This is a genomic window from Flavobacterium sp. GQ95, from assembly GCF_059758655.1.
The window spans coordinates 202,247-223,825 of record NZ_JCAXEB010000001.1 but is presented as its reverse complement, the minus strand read 5'-3'; the positions used below and the strand labels follow the sequence as shown (position 1 = coordinate 223,825).

General features: G+C 34.2%; 18 protein-coding genes and 1 pseudogene. 9 read left to right on the top strand and 10 right to left on the bottom strand.

Annotated features, from left to right (window positions below):
* Window positions 1–33: 33 nt before the first annotated feature.
* From AC6CH4_RS00885 to miaB, 8 genes and pseudogenes are all read right to left on the bottom strand, one after another.
* Window positions 34–309 carry a co-chaperone GroES gene (locus AC6CH4_RS00885; protein ID WP_007806577.1) on the bottom strand — a complete coding sequence of 92 codons (276 nt, stop codon included), beginning with the start codon at window positions 307–309 and terminating at the stop codon, window positions 34–36.
* Between the two features lie 141 nt (window positions 310–450).
* On the bottom strand, window positions 451–792 hold the full coding sequence (gene secG / locus AC6CH4_RS00880) for a preprotein translocase subunit SecG (RefSeq protein ID WP_056194803.1): 342 nt from the start codon (window positions 790–792) through the stop codon (window positions 451–453).
* Between the two features lie 3 nt (window positions 793–795).
* Entirely contained in the window at window positions 796–1,698 is a 903-nt protein-coding gene (locus AC6CH4_RS00875; protein ID WP_498100593.1) for a tetratricopeptide repeat protein, read from the bottom strand.
* A gap of 612 nt (window positions 1,699–2,310) precedes the next feature.
* Window positions 2,311–2,460 (bottom strand): annotated as a pseudogene (locus tag AC6CH4_RS00870) (DUF8458 domain-containing protein); the annotation flags it as partial.
* 122 nt (window positions 2,461–2,582) lie between these two features.
* Complete coding sequence (locus AC6CH4_RS00865) at window positions 2,583–3,086, bottom strand: LptE family protein (RefSeq protein ID WP_498099330.1); 504 nt, start codon at window positions 3,084–3,086, stop codon at window positions 2,583–2,585.
* Window positions 3,087–3,161: 75 nt separating this feature from the next.
* Complete coding sequence (locus AC6CH4_RS00860; RefSeq protein WP_498099328.1) at window positions 3,162–4,418, bottom strand: sigma-54 interaction domain-containing protein; 1,257 nt, start codon at window positions 4,416–4,418, stop codon at window positions 3,162–3,164.
* A 106-nt stretch (window positions 4,419–4,524) separates the two neighbouring features.
* Complete coding sequence (locus AC6CH4_RS00855; RefSeq protein WP_498099326.1) at window positions 4,525–4,914, bottom strand: GxxExxY protein; 390 nt, start codon at window positions 4,912–4,914, stop codon at window positions 4,525–4,527.
* Between the two features lie 45 nt (window positions 4,915–4,959).
* Window positions 4,960–6,405, bottom strand: coding sequence for a tRNA (N6-isopentenyl adenosine(37)-C2)-methylthiotransferase MiaB (miaB, locus tag AC6CH4_RS00850; RefSeq protein ID WP_498099324.1), 1,446 nt, complete (start codon window positions 6,403–6,405; stop codon window positions 4,960–4,962).
* Between the two features lie 521 nt (window positions 6,406–6,926).
* Between miaB and topA the strand changes: the two genes are divergently transcribed.
* The 8 genes from topA to AC6CH4_RS00810 all read left to right on the top strand — a co-directional run bounded on the left by topA (window position 6,927) and on the right by AC6CH4_RS00810 (window position 17,942).
* The gene (topA, locus tag AC6CH4_RS00845) at window positions 6,927–9,443 is read left to right on the top strand and encodes a type I DNA topoisomerase (protein ID WP_498099322.1); all 2,517 of its coding nucleotides are present in this window, start codon (window positions 6,927–6,929) and stop codon (window positions 9,441–9,443) included.
* 3 nt (window positions 9,444–9,446) lie between these two features.
* Window positions 9,447–10,598 carry a formimidoylglutamase gene (locus AC6CH4_RS00840; RefSeq protein WP_498099320.1) on the top strand — a complete coding sequence of 384 codons (1,152 nt, stop codon included), beginning with the start codon at window positions 9,447–9,449 and terminating at the stop codon, window positions 10,596–10,598.
* A 263-nt stretch (window positions 10,599–10,861) separates the two neighbouring features.
* The gene (gene porK, locus AC6CH4_RS00835; RefSeq protein ID WP_192185823.1) at window positions 10,862–12,262 is read left to right on the top strand and encodes a T9SS ring complex lipoprotein PorK/GldK; all 1,401 of its coding nucleotides are present in this window, start codon (window positions 10,862–10,864) and stop codon (window positions 12,260–12,262) included.
* Between the two features lie 61 nt (window positions 12,263–12,323).
* On the top strand, window positions 12,324–12,971 hold the full coding sequence (porL, locus tag AC6CH4_RS00830) for a type IX secretion system motor protein PorL/GldL (protein WP_498099318.1): 648 nt from the start codon (window positions 12,324–12,326) through the stop codon (window positions 12,969–12,971).
* Between the two features lie 52 nt (window positions 12,972–13,023).
* Entirely contained in the window at window positions 13,024–14,562 is a 1,539-nt protein-coding gene (porM, locus tag AC6CH4_RS00825; RefSeq protein ID WP_498099316.1) for a type IX secretion system motor protein PorM/GldM, read from the top strand.
* Window positions 14,563–14,605: 43 nt separating this feature from the next.
* Entirely contained in the window at window positions 14,606–15,595 is a 990-nt protein-coding gene (gene porN / locus AC6CH4_RS00820) for a type IX secretion system ring subunit PorN/GldN (RefSeq protein ID WP_498100591.1), read from the top strand.
* 213 nt (window positions 15,596–15,808) lie between these two features.
* Window positions 15,809–16,795 (top strand): type IX secretion system ring subunit PorN/GldN, encoded by a 987-nt coding sequence (porN, locus tag AC6CH4_RS00815; RefSeq protein ID WP_498100589.1) that lies wholly within the window; start codon window positions 15,809–15,811, stop codon window positions 16,793–16,795.
* A 73-nt stretch (window positions 16,796–16,868) separates the two neighbouring features.
* Entirely contained in the window at window positions 16,869–17,942 is a 1,074-nt protein-coding gene (locus tag AC6CH4_RS00810; protein ID WP_498099314.1) for an NAD(P)/FAD-dependent oxidoreductase, read from the top strand.
* Here the strand turns inward: AC6CH4_RS00810 and AC6CH4_RS00805 are convergent.
* Window positions 17,923–18,306 carry a DUF983 domain-containing protein gene (locus tag AC6CH4_RS00805; RefSeq protein ID WP_498099312.1) on the bottom strand — a complete coding sequence of 128 codons (384 nt, stop codon included), beginning with the start codon at window positions 18,304–18,306 and terminating at the stop codon, window positions 17,923–17,925. The two genes, AC6CH4_RS00810 and AC6CH4_RS00805, sit on opposite strands and share 20 nt — an antisense overlap.
* Before the next feature lie 66 nt (window positions 18,307–18,372).
* Here AC6CH4_RS00805 and AC6CH4_RS00800 point away from each other — a divergent pair, with 66 nt between their 5' ends.
* Complete coding sequence (locus AC6CH4_RS00800) at window positions 18,373–20,286, top strand: ABC-F family ATP-binding cassette domain-containing protein (protein ID WP_498099310.1); 1,914 nt, start codon at window positions 18,373–18,375, stop codon at window positions 20,284–20,286.
* Between the two features lie 270 nt (window positions 20,287–20,556).
* Here the strand turns inward: AC6CH4_RS00800 and AC6CH4_RS00795 are convergent, their stop codons facing one another.
* Complete coding sequence (locus tag AC6CH4_RS00795; protein ID WP_498099308.1) at window positions 20,557–21,519, bottom strand: App1 family protein phosphatidate phosphatase; 963 nt, start codon at window positions 21,517–21,519, stop codon at window positions 20,557–20,559.
* Between the last annotated feature and the right edge of the window lie 60 nt (window positions 21,520–21,579).

The window sequence follows — 21,579 nt, the reverse complement described above, 5'->3', positions numbered from 1 at the left end:
CTTATAGCCTACAGCTTACAGCTTATAGCAATTTTAGATTATCGCTAAGATATCATCCTCGCGCATAATCAAATAATCAGTTCCTTCAAGTTTTAATTCTGTTCCTGCATATTTACCATAAAGAACAGTATCGCCAACCTTAACGGTCATAGTGTGATCTTTAGATCCGTTTCCTACTGCAACTACAGTTCCTTTTTGTGGTTTTTCTTTGGCAGTATCTGGAATAAAAATCCCTGACGCAGTTTTAGTCTCAGCTGCTACAGGCTCAATAAGTACGCGGTCTGAAAGCGGTTTAATGTTTAAAGTCATGATTTTATATTATTATTAGTTATACGTTTTTTAATGTTCAAAGAACTTTCAGAAATTGTGCCATGCTCTAAAAACTGACATTTTTTCCTAAAAAAAATGCCAGCTTTGACAGGCTGGCATCTTATATTTATTTTGAAAAGATTATTTCGCTGCTGGCGTTGCCGGAGCAGGAGTTTGTTGAACTGGTGCTGCTGGCGTTGTAGTTGCAGGAGCTTCAGTTTTTTCAATAAGTTTAGAATCAGTATCACTTAATGATCCTGTAAAGCTTAAGCTTGAAAGCAAAATTAAAGCAATCAAAATAGTCGCTAATGTCCAGGTACTTTTGTCTAAAAAGTCAGTTGTTTTTTGTACTCCACCTAACATTTGAGTTCCGCTGATAGTAGACGATAATCCGCCTCCTTTAGGGTTTTGAACCATGATTACTACGATCAATAGAAAACAAACTATTGTGATTAAAACTAAAAAAATTGAAAATGTGCTCATTGCTTAATTATTATTGTTATTTTGTTGTAAAATCTTAATATCCGAAATACGGTCTGCAAAGAAACTAATTTTTTCTGGATATTTCAAAATTAATATTTCATATGCTTGTATGGCTTTTGTATATTTTTTTTGTTCCAAATATACTCTGGCCAAAGTTTCCGTCATTAGGTAAGAATTCTCTTCATTATTACTGTCCAATTGTACCGCAGGGACTATTGCAGTTTGTTTTATTGGAGAAATTTTTGGGTTTGCTTCAATAAATTTATTGATTATTTCTGCTTTTTTCTTTTTCTCTTCGTCAATTGTTTCAGGTTCAGCTACCTTTTTGATTGTATTTTCGACTTTCTCAATTGCTTCTGTTTCTTCATACGCCTCTTTGCTACGATCAATAGGTTCTGTTTTAGCTAATTGAAGCCATTCCTGAAACGAATGTTTTTCATTAACAGAAAAATCCAAAGGTTTTCCGATTTCCAGATTTTCTTCTGCTGTTTTTACTGTTTCTGAAACCTCAATTTCTTTTGGTTCCTCAACCGCTTTTGGTTCTTCAACTACAGGCACTTCTTCAAAAACAACTGTTGAAACTTCTTGTAGCGAATTGTATGTTGATTCTTCAATTGGCTCCACTCTTACATCCGGAATTTCTTCCTCCACAACTTCATCAAAGAAAGTTGGAGTTGGGCCTTTTATAATAGGTGTCGATTCCACAATTGGAGTCGTTTCAATAACAGGACTATCATCAACAGTTGAAGTTACTTCTTCAAAAGAATCTAGGCCTGGTTGTTCTATTATCAGCTCAATTGGGTTTTCTTCAACTTCTACGGGTTCTTCAAAAGTAACGGTTGCTGCTTCTTTAAAAGAATCTAAAATAACCTGTTCCGTAACTGAATCAATTGGTCTTTCTTCAATTTTTGGTTCTTCTTCCAATTTAGTTGTTATAACTTCTTCAAAAGAATCTAAAGTTGGTATGATTGTATCAATCGGTTTATATTCAATTTTTACAGGCTCTTCAAAAGTAATATTTGTCGCTTCTGTAAAAGAATCTAAAGTTGGTTGTTCTATAACCGTATCAATTGGGTTTTCTTCAACTTTTACAGGTTCTTCAAAAGTAACGTTTGCCGCTTCTGTAAAAGAGTCTAAAGTCGGTTGTTCGATAACGGTATCAATTGGGTTTTCTTCAACTACAGGTTCTTCAAAAGTAACAGTTGTTGGTTCTGTAAAAGAATCTAAAACGGGTTGCCCGATAACTGTATCAATTGGCTTTTCTTCTGTTTTTACAGGTTCTTCAAAAGTAACGCCCGTAGCTTCCTTAATAGAATTTAAAATAGACTGCTCGATTGGATCAACGCGAACTTCTGCCAGTTTCTTCTTTTCTTCCGCTAAGACAATCTCGCTGTCAAAAACAGTAATATTTAAAAGGTCCTTAAGTTTTTGATCATAATATTCACCCTGAATCGCCGTAAAGGCTTCCGAAGTAATAAAATCAAATAAAACCGAACGATCAGTAGTATGAGCCGCTGTAACTTTTAAAGCATAATTATACTTAAAACTATTTTGATTGTAAAGCCCTTTTAATCGCAATGCACGGGCACTTTGAAAATATGGAAATTCATTCAAAACATTGCCTAATGCTTCCGCCTGCTTTTCAGTAATAGCATCGGGTTTGTTCATTAAGTATGTATAATCAGTTACATTCATTATTTATTGTTTAATCGTTTATTTGTTTAGCTGTTTAATCGGGAATCTATTTAATCTATTTAACGACCAGACGATTTACCAATTAAACAAAAAAATTACCATTTTGCCAGTGACTCATTAAAAATATCCTGAGTGATTCTTTCAAAAATAGTTGTAATCGCTGCGTTTAAAACAGATCCTGTTGGTAAAGATGTTCCGGGAAAGTCATAATAAAATTCAAATGGTTTCTCGAAATCATCTGTTTCTTTTTTTCTATTCGTAAATCTGACATTTACACGAATCGTCAAACGGTTTTGTGCCGCCTGCTGATCTGCAGTTGCCGTCATGGGTGTAATTCTGTAATCTACAATTTCGCCTTCGTACGTTAAATCACCACTGTTGCTCACCAGGTTTAGGTTGGTTTGATTCATAATCAAATCCTGCAATGCCAATGTAAATTGTCTGTCGATTCCTGGCTCAATTAAATCAGCGTTGTTCTGAAAAAAGTTAACCTGAAAAGTTTTGGCATCAATTGTTCCTGTTCCGGTAAAGTTGTAAACGTTGCAACCGCTGAAAGTTGTTGCAATTAACAGAATTAAAATATATTTTAAGTTTTTCATTTCTAATTTTAAGAGTTCAAAGATATTCTTTTTGATTTAAAAACATTTTGCGTCTTTGTGTCTTTGTGTCAAAAACTACAAATCGAATTGTTTAATTTTTCTATATAAAGTTCTCTCCGAAATTCCCAATTCATCAGCCGCCGCTTTTCGTTTTCCTTTATTTTTTTCTAATGATTTTTTAATCATTTCGATTTCTTTTTGTTCTAAACGCAGAATTTCTTCTTCTTCAATGGTTTCGGCATCTAAATAATTATTATCATCCTGGATGCGATAACTATCTTCGCGCGTTGCCGGTGTCATTACAGCCGTTCTTGGTTCTTCTTCAAAATCAATTTCGCTGTCGTTTTCCTGAGAACCGTATATTTTCTGGATCAAATTCGGATTAATATCCTGCACTTTAGATGAACCGTTTTTCATCAATTCTAAAGTGAGTTTTTTCAAATCATTCAAATCGCTTTTCATGTCAAAAAGCACCTTGTATAAAATGTCTCTCTCCGTACTAAAATCATCTTTTTTCTTATCGCTAATTACAGAAGGCAAATTACTTCCTTCGGTTGGTAAATAAGATCGTAACGTAGCAAGTGTAATATCGCGATTCGTTTCCAAAACAGATATTTGCTCCGCTACATTTCGCAACTGACGAATATTACCATTCCATCTGAATTTTTGCAAAAGCTGAACTGCATCGTCATCTAATTTCAACGGAGGCATTTTGTATTTGTGAGCAAAATCGGCCACAAATTTTCGGAACAACAAATGAATGTCCTCGTTTCTTTCTCGCAAAGGTGGTAAAGTGATTTCGACTGTTGTCAAACGATAGTACAAATCCTCACGGAATTTTCCTTTTTCGATTGCATTGAATAAATTCACGTTGGTTGCCGCAACAATTCGAACATTTGTTTTCTGAACCTGAGAAGAACCTACTTTTATAAATTCTCCATTTTCTAAAACACGAAGCAAACGAACCTGAGTAGTTAAAGGCAATTCGCCCACTTCATCCAAAAAAATGGTTCCGCCGTCAGCAACTTCAAAATAACCTTCACGTGTGCTTGTAGCTCCTGTAAAAGCGCCTTTTTCGTGTCCAAAAAGCTCACTGTCAATTGTTCCCTCCGGAATAGCTCCACAGTTTACAGCAATATATTTACCATGCTTTCTGTGCGAAAGCGAATGGATTATTCTCGGAATATTCTCTTTACCAACGCCACTTTCCCCAGTTACCATTACCGAAATATCAGTAGGAGCAACCTGAATGGCTTTTTCAATGGCGCGATTTAATTTTGGGTCATTCCCAATAATCTCAAATCGTTGTTTTATTGCTTGAACTGTTTCCATTTGATTTTTGTTTCAAGTTTTATATATTTCAGGTTTCTCGACAAAACTGATGGTTGAATCGTAATATTTTTTAACCACAAATTACACAAATTTTCGCAAATTCATTTTAAGAATTTATCAATCGTTTATGTACTAATGATTTGTTTTGAAAGTTTGCAATTATTCCAACGGGAGTATCTGCAAGTTTCATATAATTTAATGTTTGAGCCAGATGATCATTGCATATTTCCTTTACAGATTTTACTTCTAAAATTATGTCATCATAAACTATAAAATCAGCATAAAATTTATGGGGTAAAATAATTCCCTTATACTCTATAGCAAATTCCTTTTCTCGGTGATAAGGAATTCTATTATTTTTAAATTCTATTTCTAATGCATCTTTATATACAATTTCGAGTAAACCTGGGCCTAATACTCTATGCACTTCCATACATATGCCTACAATCTTATAGTTCTCGTCTTTCTTGTAATAATATTCAGTTGTATCAGTCATGAAGAATTAATTTGTGAAATTTGTGAAATTTGCGGTTAAAAAAAATTAATTCATTTCACTCAAACCAACTGCTTCACCTTTCAATGTTCCACTGGTACAACTTGTAATTCTTACATTTACGAAATCTCCAATTTTATAGTTTTCTTTTGGGAAAACAACCGTTATACTTTGAGAGTTTCTTCCTGAGAATTCTTCTTTTGATTTCTTGGAAACTTTTTCAACTAAAACTTCCACAACTTGCCCAACGTATTCCTCACTTCTAAACCAGGCATGTTTTTGTTGTAAATCGACAATTTCCTTTAATCTTCTGGCTTTCGTTTCTTCCGGAACATCATCTTCCATCTTTCTTCCTGCCAAAGTTCCTGGGCGTTCAGAATATGAATACATATAACCGAAATTATATTTCACATATTCCATCAAACTCATCGTATCTTGATGGTCTTGTTCTGTTTCTGTTGGGAAACCGGCAATCATATCTTGTGAAATCGACGCATTTGGTACAATAGCTCTAATTTTATCAATCAAAGTCATATATTCTTCACGAGTGTGCAGACGATTCATTTCTTTTAAAATTCTGTTGCTTCCAGACTGAACTGGCAAGTGAATGTGTTTGCAGATATTCGGATATTTGGCGATAACATGCAAAATGCTTTCGTGCATATCCTGCGGATTAGAAGTTGAGAATCTGATTCGCATTTTTGGGAAACCAACCGCAACCATTTCAAGTAATTGATCAAAATCGACAGCAGTGGCTTTTTGCATTTCAGAAGCGCTTACAAAATCCTTTTTCAAACCGCCGCCATACCAAAGGTAGCTGTCAACGTTTTGTCCCAAAAGCGTTATTTCCTTAAAACCTTTATCCCATAAAACCTGAATTTCCTTCATGATACTTTGAGGTTCACGGCTACGCTCGCGCCCACGTGTAAAAGGCACAACACAAAACGTACACATATTATCGCAACCACGGGTAATCGAAACCAATGCGGTAATTCCGTTGCTCATTAAACGAACCGGCGAAATATCTCCGTACGTTTCCTCTTTCGATAAAATTACATTAATGGCGTCGCGTCCTTCCTCCACTTCTGCCAATAAATTTGGCAAATCTTTGTAAGCATCAGGACCAACAACAAGGTCAACAATTTTTTCTTCCTCCAGAAACTGACTTTTCAAACGCTCGGCCATACAGCCCAAAACGCCCACTTTCATTTTCGGATTTATACGTTTTACCGCGTTATATTTTTCCAGACGTTTGCGAATAGTTTGTTCCGCCTTATCCCGAATCGAGCAGGTGTTTACCAAAACCAAATCGGCTTCTTCAAGAGTTTGTGTAGTGTTATATCCGTTTATCGATAAAATAGAAGCTACGACCTCACTGTCCGAAAAATTCATCGCACAACCGTAACTTTCTATAAAAAGTTTTTTAGTATTCTCAGGTTTATTTTCTAAAACAAGACTTTCGCCCTGCTTGCTTTCTTCAATAATCTTTTCCATTGTATAATTTCAAAGTGCAAAGATAACGCAAAAGGTATAAATATGACAAGATGGCAGAAAAAAGATTTTGGATTTTAGAGTTAAGATTTTAGATTGATTTGCAGTACTCTTAAAAGTAGCAGATTAGGGCCTGGTTAATTTTGTGTACATCTTTACGACCTCTGTTGCTGAGTTAATTTTACCGCAAAGCACGCACAGTATTTTTTTGTTTGCTAATTGGCTTCATTACGTTCGGAAAGCTGTTTGTGGAGACCTTTGCGTAAACCTTTGCGACCTTTGCGGTTAAATTTACTACCCGAAATGGATGTAGATTAAATAATCTAAAGTCTGAAATCTAAAATTCTAAATAAAAGTACATTCTTGATACATAATCGATTTAAAATTATACCTATATATATAATAGGTGAGAATACAGATAAATCTGCAATTTTTAGAAACATAATATCAAAATAACTCAAAAATGCATTATCAAGGTTGATATTTAAAAAAAACTTCTACTTTTGTTGCAGAAAAATAGATCAATGGCAAAGAATTTAGTAATAGTGGAATCACCTGCAAAGGCGAAAACGATAGAGAAATTTCTAGGAAGTGATTTTCAGGTCGAGTCAAGTTATGGCCACATAGCCGACTTACCATCAAAGGAAATAGGGGTAGATGTAGAAAATGGATTTAAACCTAAATATGAAGTTTCTCCTGATAAAAAAGCCTTAGTAAGTAAATTAAAAACACTATCTAAAAATGCCGAAATGGTTTGGTTAGCAAGTGATGAGGACCGCGAAGGAGAAGCTATTTCATGGCACTTGGCGGAAGAATTAAAACTAGATGTTAAAAAAACCAAAAGAATTGTTTTTCACGAAATTACCAAATCAGCGATTCTTAAAGCAATCGAGAACCCACGAGAAATTGACTATAACTTAGTAAACGCACAACAGGCACGTCGTGTTCTGGATCGTTTGGTAGGTTACGAATTGTCTCCGGTTTTATGGAGAAAAATTAAAGGCGGACTTTCTGCCGGACGTGTACAATCTGTTTCTGTTCGTTTGATTGTAGAAAGAGAACGCGAAATTCAGAATTTTAATGCAGTTGCCAGTTATTCAATTGTAGCAGAATTTGTGAATGAGGCAGGGAAAGCTTTCAAAGCTAAATTGCCAAAAAACTTCAATACTAAAAAAGAAGCCGAAGATTTCTTAAAACAAAACATCGGATCTAAATATAAGGTAGCCGATTTAGAAACTAAACCTACCAAAAAATCTCCAACAGCACCTTTTACAACTTCTACACTTCAACAGGAAGCTGCCAGAAAATTGTATTTGCCAGTAGGAATCACAATGCAGCTTGCACAACGTTTATACGAGGCCGGACTTATTACTTATATGAGAACGGATAGTGTGAATCTTTCTAAAGATGCAATGGATGCTGCTGAAGCTGAAATCATAAAATCATACGGAAAAGAGTTTTCAAAACCTCGAACTTTCGCAAATAAAAGCAAAGGAGCACAAGAAGCGCACGAAGCAATTCGTCCGACAGATATGTCGCGTCACACAGTAAACATTGATCGTGACCAGGCTCGTTTGTATGATTTGATTTGGAAAAGAACGTTGGCATCTCAAATGAGCGATGCACAATTAGAAAGAACAAATGTAAAAATTGAAGCGAATAATCACAACGAAATTTTTACTGCTTCAGGAGAAGTATTATTGTTTGAAGGTTTTCTTAAAGTATATCTTGAAGGACACGATGATGATGAGGAAGAACAAGAAGGAATGTTGCCAGCTTTAAAAGTAAACGAAAAGTTAACTAACAATTATATTACAGCTACAGAACGATATTCAAGACCGCCGGCACGTTATACAGAGGCTTCTTTGGTGAAAAAATTAGAAGAACTAGGAATTGGTCGCCCGTCTACGTATGCACCAACTATTTCAACTATCATCAACAGAAATTATGTTGAAAAAGGAACACTTGAAGGTCAGGAACGTAATTATACACAACTTACTTTACAAGCTGATAAAGTAGGCGAGAAGTTGTTGAAAGAAAACACAGGTTCTGATAAAGGGAAATTAGTTCCAACAGATATTGGAACTATTGTTACTGATTTTCTTGTTAAGAATTTCGGAAATATTCTTGATTATAATTTCACTGCAAAAGTAGAGCAGGATTTTGATGAAATTGCTGAAGGAAATATTGACTGGGCAACCATGATGCAGGAATTCTACGATAAGTTTCATCCAAATGTTAAAGATGTTGAGGCAAATGCAGAAAGAGAAAGCGGTGAAAGAATTCTGGGTAAAGATGCAGATGGAAGACAGGTATCTGTTCGTTTAGGAAAATTTGGTCCGATGGCTCAGATTGGAGAAGCGGATGATGAAGATAAAAAGTTTGCCAGTTTAATGGCCGATCAAAATATTGGAAATATTACTTTAGAAGATGCTTTGAATTTATTTTTATTGCCTAAAAACTTAGGTGAATATAAAGGAGAAGAAGTTGAAGTAAGTAATGGACGTTACGGACCTTATGTACGTCATGGAAGTGTTTTCATTTCGCTGCCAAGAGGAGAAGATCCATTAGCTGTTACAAAAGAAAGAGCTCAGGAGTTAATTGACGAAAAAGCACTTGCTGATGCGCCAATTGCAGTTTACAAAGGAGAAGCAGTTCAAAAAGGTGTGGGGCGTTTTGGTCCATTCATCAAATGGAATGGTCTTTTTGTGAATGTGAGCAAAAAATACAATTTTGATAATTTATCACAAGCTGATGTTGAAGAATTAATCGAAGATAAATTACAAAAGAATATCGACAAAGTGCTTCACAATTGGGAAGACGAAGGAATTTTAGTCGAAAAAGCACGTTGGGGCCGCTCGGTTATTACAAAAGGCAAAATCAAAATTGAACTAAGTAAAGATGTTGATGCAACGAAATTAACATTGGCCGAAGTTCAGGAAATGATTGCGAAAAAAACACCAGCTAAAAAGACACCAGCAAAAAAAGCAACAACAGCAAAAAAAGCTCCGGCTAAAAAAACAGCTGCTAAAAAGAAATAATAAATGGAATTTGATTTTCTAGAACCAGTTAACGACGGAATTTTACAATTCATTAGTTCGTTGTCTTCACAAGAATTGGGTAGCAAAATTGTTTTGCATACTCAGGATCAATTTCCTGATATTAGCAAGGTGCAGATAGCTATAGTAGGTGTTTTAGAAGATCGAAGAAACATTAATATGGTTAATGAAGTTAACCTGAATGCAGTTAGAAAAAAACTGTATAGTATGTTTCCTGGTAACTGGGATGCATCTATTGCTGATTTGGGTGATATCCTTGCGGGAGATTCTGTAGAAGATACTTATTTTGCGTTAAAAAAAGTAACTGCTGCTTTAATTAAGAATAAAGTTATTCCTATAGTCGTGGGAGGTTCGCAGGATTTGACCTATGCCTTGTATCGTGCTTATGATGATTTAGAGCAAATGGTAAATATGGTTGCTGTAGATAATCGATTTGATTTTGGTAAGGAAAATGAAACGGTTTCGGCTAATTCGTATCTGACGAAAATCATTATAGATGAGCCAAATAACCTGTTCAATTATTGTAATATAGGATATCAAACCTACTATAACTCGCAGGAAGAAATTGATTTGATTGAAAAGCTGTTCTTTGATGCTTATCGTTTAGGGGAAATTTCAAATAATATTGCTTTGGCTGAACCTGTTTTTAGAGATGCTGATTTGGTTACTATTGATTTGAATTCGATAAAATCTTCAGATTCAGGTAATAATATTTCTTTTGAACCTAATGGTTTCAATGGAAAAGAAATTTGTTCGCTTTCAAGATATGCCGGAATTAGTGATAAAGTTTCATCATTTGGAATCTTTAATCACAATAGTACCGTATATGAGTCGGCAATGATTGCCCAAATTGTTTGGTATTTTATTGAAGGATATCATTATCGTTCTAAAGAATATCCATTTGGCAGCAGAACTAACTATCTGAAATACATTGTGCCGCTTGAAGATGAAGAACTTATCTTTTACAAAAGTGATAAAACAGAGCGTTGGTGGATTGAAATTCCGTTTGTATCAAATGGGAACAATAAATTGAAAAGAAATACGTTATTACCGTGTTCTTATGAAGAATATTTGTGTGCTTGTAATCAAGAATTGCCAGAAAGATGGTGGAAAGCACAAAGAAAAAATGCTTTATAAAATATAATTTTTAAAAAAATCTTAATTCTTTAGAATTATTAAAAATAAGTTAAGATAATTTAGTAGGAAAATAAATATATAATATAAAATTTAACGTTTTACGTCGATTTTTTGCGCTAGTTTGTCGATGAAATATTTTTTTTTTATTTTATTTAACATTATTTTTGAACGGTAAAATAAATTTCGCAACTAGTATTGTTTTTTAGATAAATAATAAATACGTTTACGGACTTATAATAATGAATAGATAATCCCAAATTTATATGAAGAAGTTTTTTGCATTTGCAGCAATATTAACACTAGTAATCGGCTGTGGTAAGTCAGGTGACAAGGGTGAGTTAGTTGGTGTTACAGGAGGGAAATGGCATCCTGAGAAACCTTATGGAATGACATTAGTTCCTGGTGGATCCTTTATTATGGGTAAATCAGATGCTGATTTAGCTAATGTAGAAGACGCTCCAACTAAAACGGTAACAGTTCGTTCATTTTATATGGATGAAACTGAAATCACAAATAGCGAGTATCGTCAGTTTGTGGAGTGGGTAAAAGACTCTACAATGAGAGTTCGTTTGGCTATTTTGGCTGATGAAACTGGACAAAAAGCTGCTGGTGATGGTAAAGGTAAAAAGGCAGGTAGTATTGCTGATTATGCATTTAATGATTCTGAGCCAGATAAAATGACGGCGTATGATAAGTATATGTATGATAATTACTACAGTGTAGGAACGAAAGATGATCCATATGCTGGTAGAAAATTAAACAAAAAAGTTAAGTTAATTAAAGATACTAAAGCTTATCCAGATGAGTATTACACTGAAGTAATGGATTCTATGTATTTGCCAATTGAAGAATCATACAATGGTTTAAGAACAATTGATGTGAATAAATTGAAATTCCGTTATTCATGGATGGATATTCAGGCTGCTGCTAAAGCTAAAGTTGGGAAAAGAAAAGATTTCGTTAAAACAGAACAAATCGGAATTTATCCTGATACAACAGTTTGGATTAAAGATTTCGCTTATTCATATAATGAACCAATGCATAATGACTATTTCTGGCACAAAGCTTATGGAGATTATCCTGTAGTTGGTGTGACCTGGAAACAAGCTAAAGCTTTTTGTGCATGGAGAACTTTAAATAAAAACAGTTACATTAAATCTAAGAAAAAAGGACGTGATTTAGTAAATGCTTTCAGATTACCTACAGAGGCAGAATGGGAGTATGCTGCAAGAGGAGGTCTGGAATCTGCAACTTACCCATGGGGAGGTCCTTATACTAAGAGTGACAGAGGATGTTTCTTAGCAAACTTCAAACCAAGCAGAGGAGATTATGCTGCTGATGAGGCTTTGTATACAGTAGAGGCTAAATCTTATGATGTAAATGGTTACGGATTGTATAATATGGCAGGAAACGTTTCAGAATGGACAGATTCAGCTTACAATCCAAATGCATATGAATATGTTTCAACAATGAATCCAAACGTTATTGACGGAAACAATCAAAGAAAAGTGGTTCGTGGCGGATCATGGAAAGATGTTGCTTACTTCCTACAGGTAAGTACACGTGATCACGAATATGCTGACTCTGCAAGAAGTTACATTGGTTTCAGAACTGTACAAGATTACATGGGAACTCAGGTAACTGGCGGAAAAAAGAAAAAGTAAATTATAATTAAATTCAATAACCAAATCAAATCTATTTTATTAAAACCTAAAAAAAAGTATTATGGCATTATTAAGTAAAAAAGCAATGAATTTCGCTTATGGTATGGGAGCGGCAGTAGTAATCATTGGAGCATTATTCAAAATTACTCACTTTGAAATCGGACCATTAACAGGAACGTTGATGCTTTCAATTGGATTAGTAACTGAGGCGTTAATCTTTGCTCTTTCTGCTTTCGAACCAGTAGACGACGAATTAGACTGGACTCTTGTTTACCCTGAATTAGCGAATGGTCAGGCTAGAAAAAAAGCTGACAAAGTGGAGACTCCAACTGATGCCCAAGGTTTGTTGTCTCAAAAATTAGATGCTATGTTGAAAGAAGCTAAAATTGACGGTGAATTAATGTCAAGCTTAGGAAATTCAATCAAAAATTTCGAAGGAGCTGCAAAAGCAATTTCTCCAACAGTAGATTCTATTGCAGGACAAAAGAAATATGCTGAAGAGATGTCTATGGCTGCTGCACAAATGGAATCTTTAAATAGCTTATACAAAGTACAATTAGAAAGTGCGTCAAGAAATGCACAAGCAAACAGCGAAATCGCTGAAAATGCTTCTAAATTAAAAGAACAAATGCAATCAATGACTGCAAACATTGCTTCTTTAAACAGTGTTTATGGTGGTATGCTTTCTGCAATGAGTAACAAAGGATAATTAGTTTTTAACTATTATATTAAATTTATTAATAAGAACTAATTAGAAAAAAATGGCAGGAGGAAAATTAACCCCTAGACAGAAGATGATTAACCTGATGTATCTGGTTTTCATCGCAATGTTAGCAATGAATATGTCCAAAGAAGTGTTATCTGCTTTTGGATTAATGAATGAAAAATTTGAAAGCGCTAACACATCTTCAGAACAATCAAATGCTGGTTTATTGATGTCGTTAGACCAAAAAGCGGCTGAGGCAAAAGGAGAATTTGCTATTGCTGCAGTTACAGCTCATAAAGTTGAAACAACTTCGAAAGAATTTTATGCATACATCGGTTCTTTAAAAGGTGATGTTTTAAAAGGTTTTGAATCTGATAAAGAAACAGGAAAATTACCTTATGAGTCTATGGACAAAGGTGATAATATCGACAACTGGTTTACTGGTGAAGGATATACTGCTAAAGGAAATGAAATCATCTCTAAGATTGAAAAATATAAAGCAGACATGAAAGCTGCCTTAGCAGACAAAAAGTATGCTGCAATTTTAGCTGAGGTTGAAAAGAAATTTGATGTTTCTGATGTAAAAAACAAAGAAGGTTTAAAAGATAAGTATTTAGCATACCACTTTAAAGGTTTTCCTGCAGTTGCTTCATTAGCTAAACTTTCAGCTTGGCAAAATGACGTTCAAAAAGCAGAATCTGATGTTTATAGTGCTGCTTTAGGAAAAGCTGCGGTTGCTGCTGCTTCTTACAGCAATTATCAGGCAATCGTTGTTTTAGATAAAAATGCTTACTTTCAAGGAGAAAAAGTTACAGGTAAGGTAGTTTTAGGTCGTTATGACGAAAACACTAAACCAACTTCATTCCAGGGTCCTGGAAAAATCGTTAACGGACAAGCTGTTATTTCATTAACTGCTGGTGGTGTTGGAGAACAGGATATCAATGGACAATTTACGTTCTTAGAGGATGGAAAAAACATTCCTTTGAAATTTAAAGGAACTTATGTTGTAGTACCAAAACCTAATTCAGCTACTATTTCTGCTGATAAAATGAATGTTGTTTATAGAGGTGTTGTTAACCCAATCTCTGTTTCATTTGCTGGTGTTGATGCTAACAAAATTGTTGCAAGTGCTCCAGGTCTGGCTTCTGCCGGAAAACCTGGTAAATATAACATGAGCCCGGGTTCAGGTACTGAGACTACAATTTCAGTTACAGGAACTTTACCAAACGGTGACAAAGTTACAGATAAGAAATCATTCAGAATTAAAGGTATTCCTGGGCCAACAGGTACAATTAGAGGTGAAATGGGTGTTGTTAAAGGACCTAAATCTAACTTAGAGATTGCTACTATTGGTGCTAAATTACTTGATTTTGATTTTGAAGTTGGTTTAGATGTTGTTGGATTTAACTTAAAAATTGCCGGACAACCTACAGTTGTTGTTAATGGTAATAGATTAAATGCACAATGTAAATCAGTTCTTTCTAAAGCTGGAAGAGGAGATCAGGTTACTATTTCTGAAATTAAAACTAAACTTGTTGGAGCTGGTAGTTATTTATTGCCACGTACTGCTCCGGTAATTTACGAAATACAATAATTAGTAGGTAAAACTACGTTCAATATCTTATAATGATATCATGATGAAAGTAAGAAATTTTTTAATAGCTATAGTTTCTATCGCAGGCGGTTTCGCTTCTAATGCGCAATCGAATTTGCTTAATGCAAAAACACCAGATCAGATAGGACTTAAGACTCCTGCACAACTTATCTCAGACAACGATAAGCCATTGGCTTATGGTTATGTAGATGATAGAGATGTCTTGATGGGAAAAACAACTTGGGAGATCATTGATTTGAATGAAAAAATCAACTTTCCATTATATTTTCCAGTAGATACAGCTAATATTGGTTCAGATAGACGTTCACTTTATGACGTTTTAACGAAAGCCATCAAAAGTGGTAAGGTAACTGAAATTTATACTGACAGTTACTTCAATACTAAAAAATCTATGAAGGACATCGAAGGATCATTATCTCGTATTGATACAACTGATGCTGGTAGAGAACTTATCAACCAATATCCGGATGACTACAAAACTCACGTTGTGAAGAAAAAAGTAGTTACTGGTACTGGTAAAAAGAAAGTTGTAACTTATGTTGACGAAACGGTTGGAGCTACAAGAACAGTTCCTTCAGAATATATTCTGAAACAAGATTTAACAGCTCAGGATGTTACACAATATAAAATTAAAGGATACTGGTATTTTGATAAACGTCAAAGTGAATTGAAATATCGTTTACTTGGACTTTGTCCAGTTACCCCTGACGTTTATACGATGAACAGTGATGAGAAGGATTATATTGAGTTATTTTGGGTTTTCTTCCCTAATGCGAGAGAAGCGTTACATGAAGCGAAAGCTTTTAACGACAATAATTCAGCATTGCCAATTTCATTCGATCAGATCTTGAATTCAAGACGTTTTAATGCAGTAATCTACAAAGAAGAAAACTTGTACGGAGATCGTGAGATCAAAGAATACATGAAAGATAATGCACAAAATCAGTTGCTAGAATCTGAAAGAGTAAAAGAGAAGATTCGTAATTTCGAGCAGGATATGTGGAACTACTAAGTATCTATATTACATTATAAAAAAACTCTTACTACCTTTGTAGTAAGAGTTTTTTTATTTTATCTATACTGCTTTGGACTACTTATATAAGAATAGAATGTTCATTTTAGCGTTTGATGTAAAATTAATTATTCTGTCTTTAATTTATTTGTAAGAAAAATGCAATAAAATAGAAAAATCTTCGTTGAGTTTGTTATAAATAATTTTATGATGATGAAGATGAAAAGTTTTTTATTCGTTATTTTTTTTATGGCTGTATATAATAATACCATTGCGCAGTCTAATTTATTGAATGCGAAAACACCGGATCAAATTGGTCAAAAGTCGGCGGCTCAGCTCAGTTCTGATAATGATAAGCCATTGGCTTATGGTTATGTAAATGACAGGGATGTATTGATGGGAAAAACTACCTGGGAGATTATTGACTTAAATGAGAAAATCAATTTTCCATTATATTTTCCTGTAGATACGGCTAACATTGGCCCGGACAGACGTTCTCTTTATGATGTTTTGACAAAGGCTATTAAGAGTGGAAGAATAACGGAAGTGTATACAGATAGTTATTTTACTACTAAAAAAACAATGAAAGACATCGAAGGTTCTTTGTCCCGTGTGGATACTACAGATGCCGGTAGAGAGTTAATTAATCAATATCCTGATGATTACAGATCACGGGTGGTGAAGAAAAAAGTAGTTACCGGTACTGGTAAAAAGAAAGTTGTAACTTATGTTGATGAAACAGTTGGAGCTAGCAGAACAGTTCCTGCTGAGTACATTCTGAAACAAGATCTTACTGCTGCTGATGTTGCACAATACAAAATTAAAGGATATTGGTATTTTGACAAACGTCAAAGTGAATTGAAGTATCGTTTAATAGGAATTTGTCCGGTTACTCCTGACGTTTATACAATGAATAGTGATGAGAAGGATTTTATCGAATTATTTTGGGTTTTCTTTCCAAATGCCCGAGATGTTTTAAACGAAGCAAAAGTGTTTATTGAAAATTCGGCAGCCAATATTTCATTTGACCAAATCCTAAATTCCAGACGCTTTAATTCGGTTATTTATAAAGAGGAAAATGTCTACGGAGATCGTGAGATCAAAGATTATATCAAAGATAATGCACAAAATCAGTTATTGGAATCTGAAAGAGTAAAAGAAAAGATTCGTAATTTCGAACAAGATATGTGGAACTACTAAGTACCTAATTACATTATAACAAAAACTCTTATTACCTTTGGAGTAAGAGTTTTTTTATTTTTTACCTATAAACATGTTAGATTATATAATTGTCGGATCTGGACTAGCCGGGATTTCTTTCGCTGAAATTGCCCTTAAAAATAACAAATCTATTTTAGTGATAGATGATAAATCTCAGATATCATCCAGAGTTGCCGGAGGTTTATATAATCCGGTTATTTTAAAACGCTTTAGCGAGGTTTGGAAAGCTCAGGAACAATTAGTTCTCATGGATGATTTTTATAGTGAGATAGAAGCAAAACTTAAAACTCAGTTTAACTTTAAAATGCCAATTTTAAGAAAGTTTTTTTCTATTGAAGAACAGAATAATTGGTTTGCAGCATCGGATAAAAGGAACCTGACTCCATTTTTATCTACAAAATTAATTTCCACAAAATATAACGGTATTGATTCACCATATGATTATGGAGAGGTTTTGCATACTGGCTATGTCGATACGGCTTTATTATTGGATACTTATAAAGAATACTTGCTGAGGAATAATTTACTCTTAGAAGAGTCCTTTCATAGTTCTTATATTGAATTTTTTGATTTTGGAATTCAGTATAAAAACATTCAGGCCCGCCATATTATTTTTGCCGAAGGTTTTGGACTTCATAAAAATCCTTTTTTTAATTATTTGCCTTTAGATGGCACAAAGGGTGAATTGTTTGTAATAAAGGCTCCAGGCCTAAACTTAGATGTAATTGTAAATACCAGTGTTTTTATTTTACCGATGGGTAATGGTTTATTCAAGGTAGGTGCTACTTATAATTGGCAGGACAAAACGGATTTGCCTACTGAAGAAGGAAAACAGGAATTGATCGATCGTATAAAAGAAATTATTACCTGTGATTTTGAAATTGTAAAACATTTTGGTGGAGTTCGTCCTACTGTAAAAGACAGGAGGCCTTTAATCGGTACACATCATGAGCGTAAATCACTTCACATTCTTAACGGATTAGGGACTCGGGGAGTAATGCTTGGACCAGCAATGGCAAAAGCTTTATATGACAATATTGAAAATGATACTGCTTTAGATCGTGAAATTGATATTCAGCGATTTCATAAAAGATATTTAAAAACCCTTATTTCTGACCGGCCTTAGGATCGTAAGAAACAAACATATTAATGTACAAGTTTCGTGAAAGTCTTAAAACAAATGGAAACAAAACTATTAAAGTAATAACGATAGTCAAGAACGATTGTTCGATAGAAGCTCCAAAGAAAACAAACGAAACAATAAATGCCCCAATTCCGACGGCAACATTTAGTCCATAACTTACATACATTGCACCATAAAAAAACGAAGGTTCGATTTGATATTTTAATCCACAATGACTACAATTTTCGTTCATTTTGAGAACTTTAGTCAAATGAAGCGGATTTTTGTCCGAATACATGCTCTCATTTTGACATTTTGGACAACTTCCTGTTAAAATACTATTTAGTTTGGATCCTTTTTTTAACATTTGCAAAAAATTTAAACAAAGGTACATTTTTTAAACCTTTACTGCCCGTAACAATAGTCACAAATTATGCTTAATATACACAATCTTTCAGTTTCTTTTGGTGGAACATATTTATTTGAAGAAGTTACTTTTCGTTTAGGTGCCGGAGACCGCGTTGGTCTTGTTGGTAAAAACGGAGCAGGTAAGTCTACAATGCTTAAAATGTTAGCGGGAGATTTTGCTCCTGATTCCGGAGTTATTTCTCAGGAGAAAGATATGCGAATGGGATTTTTACGTCAGGATATCGATTTTGAACAAGGAAGAACTGTATTGGAAGAAGCTTATGAAGCTTTTACTGAAATTAAGATTGTAGAAAAAAAATTAGAAGAAATCAATCATCAATTGGTTACCAGAACTGATTATGAAAGTGAAGAGTATAGTCAGATTATAGAAGACCTATCTGATTACACGCATCGTTTTGATCTTCTTGGAGGTTATAATTATGTGGGTGATACAGAGAAAATTCTTTTAGGACTTGGTTTCAAAAGAGAAGTTTTTAATAATCAAACCGAAACATTTTCAGGAGGTTGGAGAATGCGTATTGAATTGGCTAAATTATTATTACAATCCAATGATGTACTGCTTCTGGATGAGCCAACGAACCACTTAGATATTGAAAGTATCATTTGGTTAGAAAGTTTCCTTCGTAATTATCCCGGAGTGGTGGTGATTGTATCGCACGATAAAATGTTTCTGGATAATGTTACGAATCGTACGATTGAAATTTCGTTAGGAAAAGCATACGATTTCAATAAACCCTATTCTCAATATTTAGAGTTACGCCATGAAATTCGTGAAAAGCAATTGGCGACGCAGAAGAATCAGGCTAAAAAGATTGAAGAAACAGAAAAATTAATCGAGAAATTCCGTGCAAAAGCTTCAAAAGCTTCCATGGCGCAATCGTTGATTAAAAAATTAGATAAAGTAGAACGAATTGAAGTTGATGAAGACGACAATTCAGTAATGAATATATCTTTTCCGGTTTCAAAAGAGCCTGGAAGAGTTGTAGTAGAAGCTGAACATGTAACGAAGGCTTACGGTGATAAAGTTATTTTAAAAGATATTGATTTATTGGTAGAACGCGGAAGTAAAATTGCTTTTGTTGGTCAAAATGGTCAGGGAAAATCAACTTTTATTAAAGCTATCGTAAATGAATTTGAATATCAGGGGAATATCAAATTAGGACATAATGTTCAATTAGGATATTTTGCACAAAATCAGGCTGAATATCTTGATGGTGAAATTACTTTGCTTCAAACTATGGAAGATGCGGCAATGGATACGAATCGATCTAAAGTTCGCGACATGTTAGGTTCTTTCTTGTTCCGTGGCGATGATGTGGAGAAAAAAGTAAAAGTACTTTCGGGAGGAGAACGTAACCGTTTGGCGCTTTGTAAATTGCTATTACAGCCAATTAACGTCTTGTTAATGGATGAACCTACCAATCACTTAGATATCAAATCTAAGAACGTTCTAAAGGCTGCACTTCAAAAATTTGGCGGAACTTTGTTATTAGTTTCTCACGACAGGGATTTTCTTCAGGGAATGTCAAATATCGTTTACGAATTTAAAGACCAAAAAATCAAAGAATATTTAGGTGATATCAACTATTTCTTAGAACAACGCAACCTTGAAAACATGCGTGAAGTTGAGAAAAAAGATGTTGCAAAAGCCGCTGCTCCAAAAGAGACAAACAAAGCATCATACGAAGATCAGAAAAAAGGAAAATCACTTCAAAATAAATTAAGTAAAGTTGAAAGTCAGATCAAACAATTGGAAAGAGACATTCAGCACGACGATAAAATGCTGGCTTCTAATTATGATAAACATATCGAAGATGCTTCATTTTTTACCGCTTACAACAAAAAGAAAGCAGATTTGGATCAATTACTTTTAGACTGGGAAATCGTTCAGGAAGAAATTGATAATTTTAATGCTTAAGATGATTTTCAGGAGCTGATCCAGCTTTTCGTTTCAAGTCCTCACAAAAAAAGCTAATTTTTCTAAGCCATAAAACGAGCTTCCGTTGGTCGCTGTTTTCCGGCAAGAAAAATTGGCTTTTTTTGCTCCGGGCTTTACTCTTCAATCTGGGCTAGGACAATCGGTTTCAATTGAGGGTTTTTGTATCAAGCTTTTCAATCTGCAAAATAAATCCGCTACAATCCGCGTCATCCGCGTGCCAATATACGCACAGTATTTAGCAAACATAAACTACTTAATAATTCCAATCGATTTAGAATGCATAATTGCCTGGCTGCTATCTTTAAAATAACAAACCGAAACTTCTAAGTTTTCCAGATTTTTTAAAATAGCTTTTGTAGATTTTTTTTGAAATTTACCGGTTTGCCTTATGTATACTGCCTTTACAGTGACAGGGAAAATTTTACAAATGTTTTCGTATAAAATAGGATCGTGCTGTGAATCATCTCCCAACAATACATATTTAAGATTCGGATAAAACTCCAACACATGTTTTATCTTGTCAAATTTATGATTGTGATTGCCCCTTCCGCTCATAAAAAAATCTGTAATACCACGTCTAATGTCCTTTAATAAAATTACAGCTCTTGGCAATTGATGTATTTTGGTGAACTTCACAATAAAATGGTAAAGATTCCATTCACTGCTAGAGATGTAAAAAAAAGCATTTTCCTCATCTTTATTGTTTCGCCCCGCCGAACTTAAAGCCTGATAATGCGGTACAACGTCTTTAAAAACCTTTCGGTCATTTACATTTTTAAAAAGCAGAATGTATATTTTTTTGAAAAAATTATGCGTGTGTGAAATTAGAAATGTGTCATCAATATCAGAGATAATTCCCAAATTCCCCTGATGCGGCCTGATAAAACTTCCTTTAGAAGTTAAAATTTCGGTTTTGTATCGAATGCTGACTTCGTACTCCATCCATCCAAAATTAAATTCTTTTTCAAGTGGAATACAAAACTTAAAATAGCCATCGTCTAAGGTTTTGGTGTGAATTTCCTGATCACCAATTTTAAGGTAAACATCAAAATTCTGAATAGTTTTTATCCTAAATTGATTAATAATCGAAGTGGCATTTTTAAAATTTTTCTTCTGAAAATCATATACATACGTTCTCTTAAATACATGACCCATTACAATTAATTCCTGTTCATTGGCATAACCGCGATATAATTGTAGTATAGGTTTCATTAATTACGTATATTTATATATGCTGTAAATTAATTATTTTAATTGACTTTAAAAATAAAA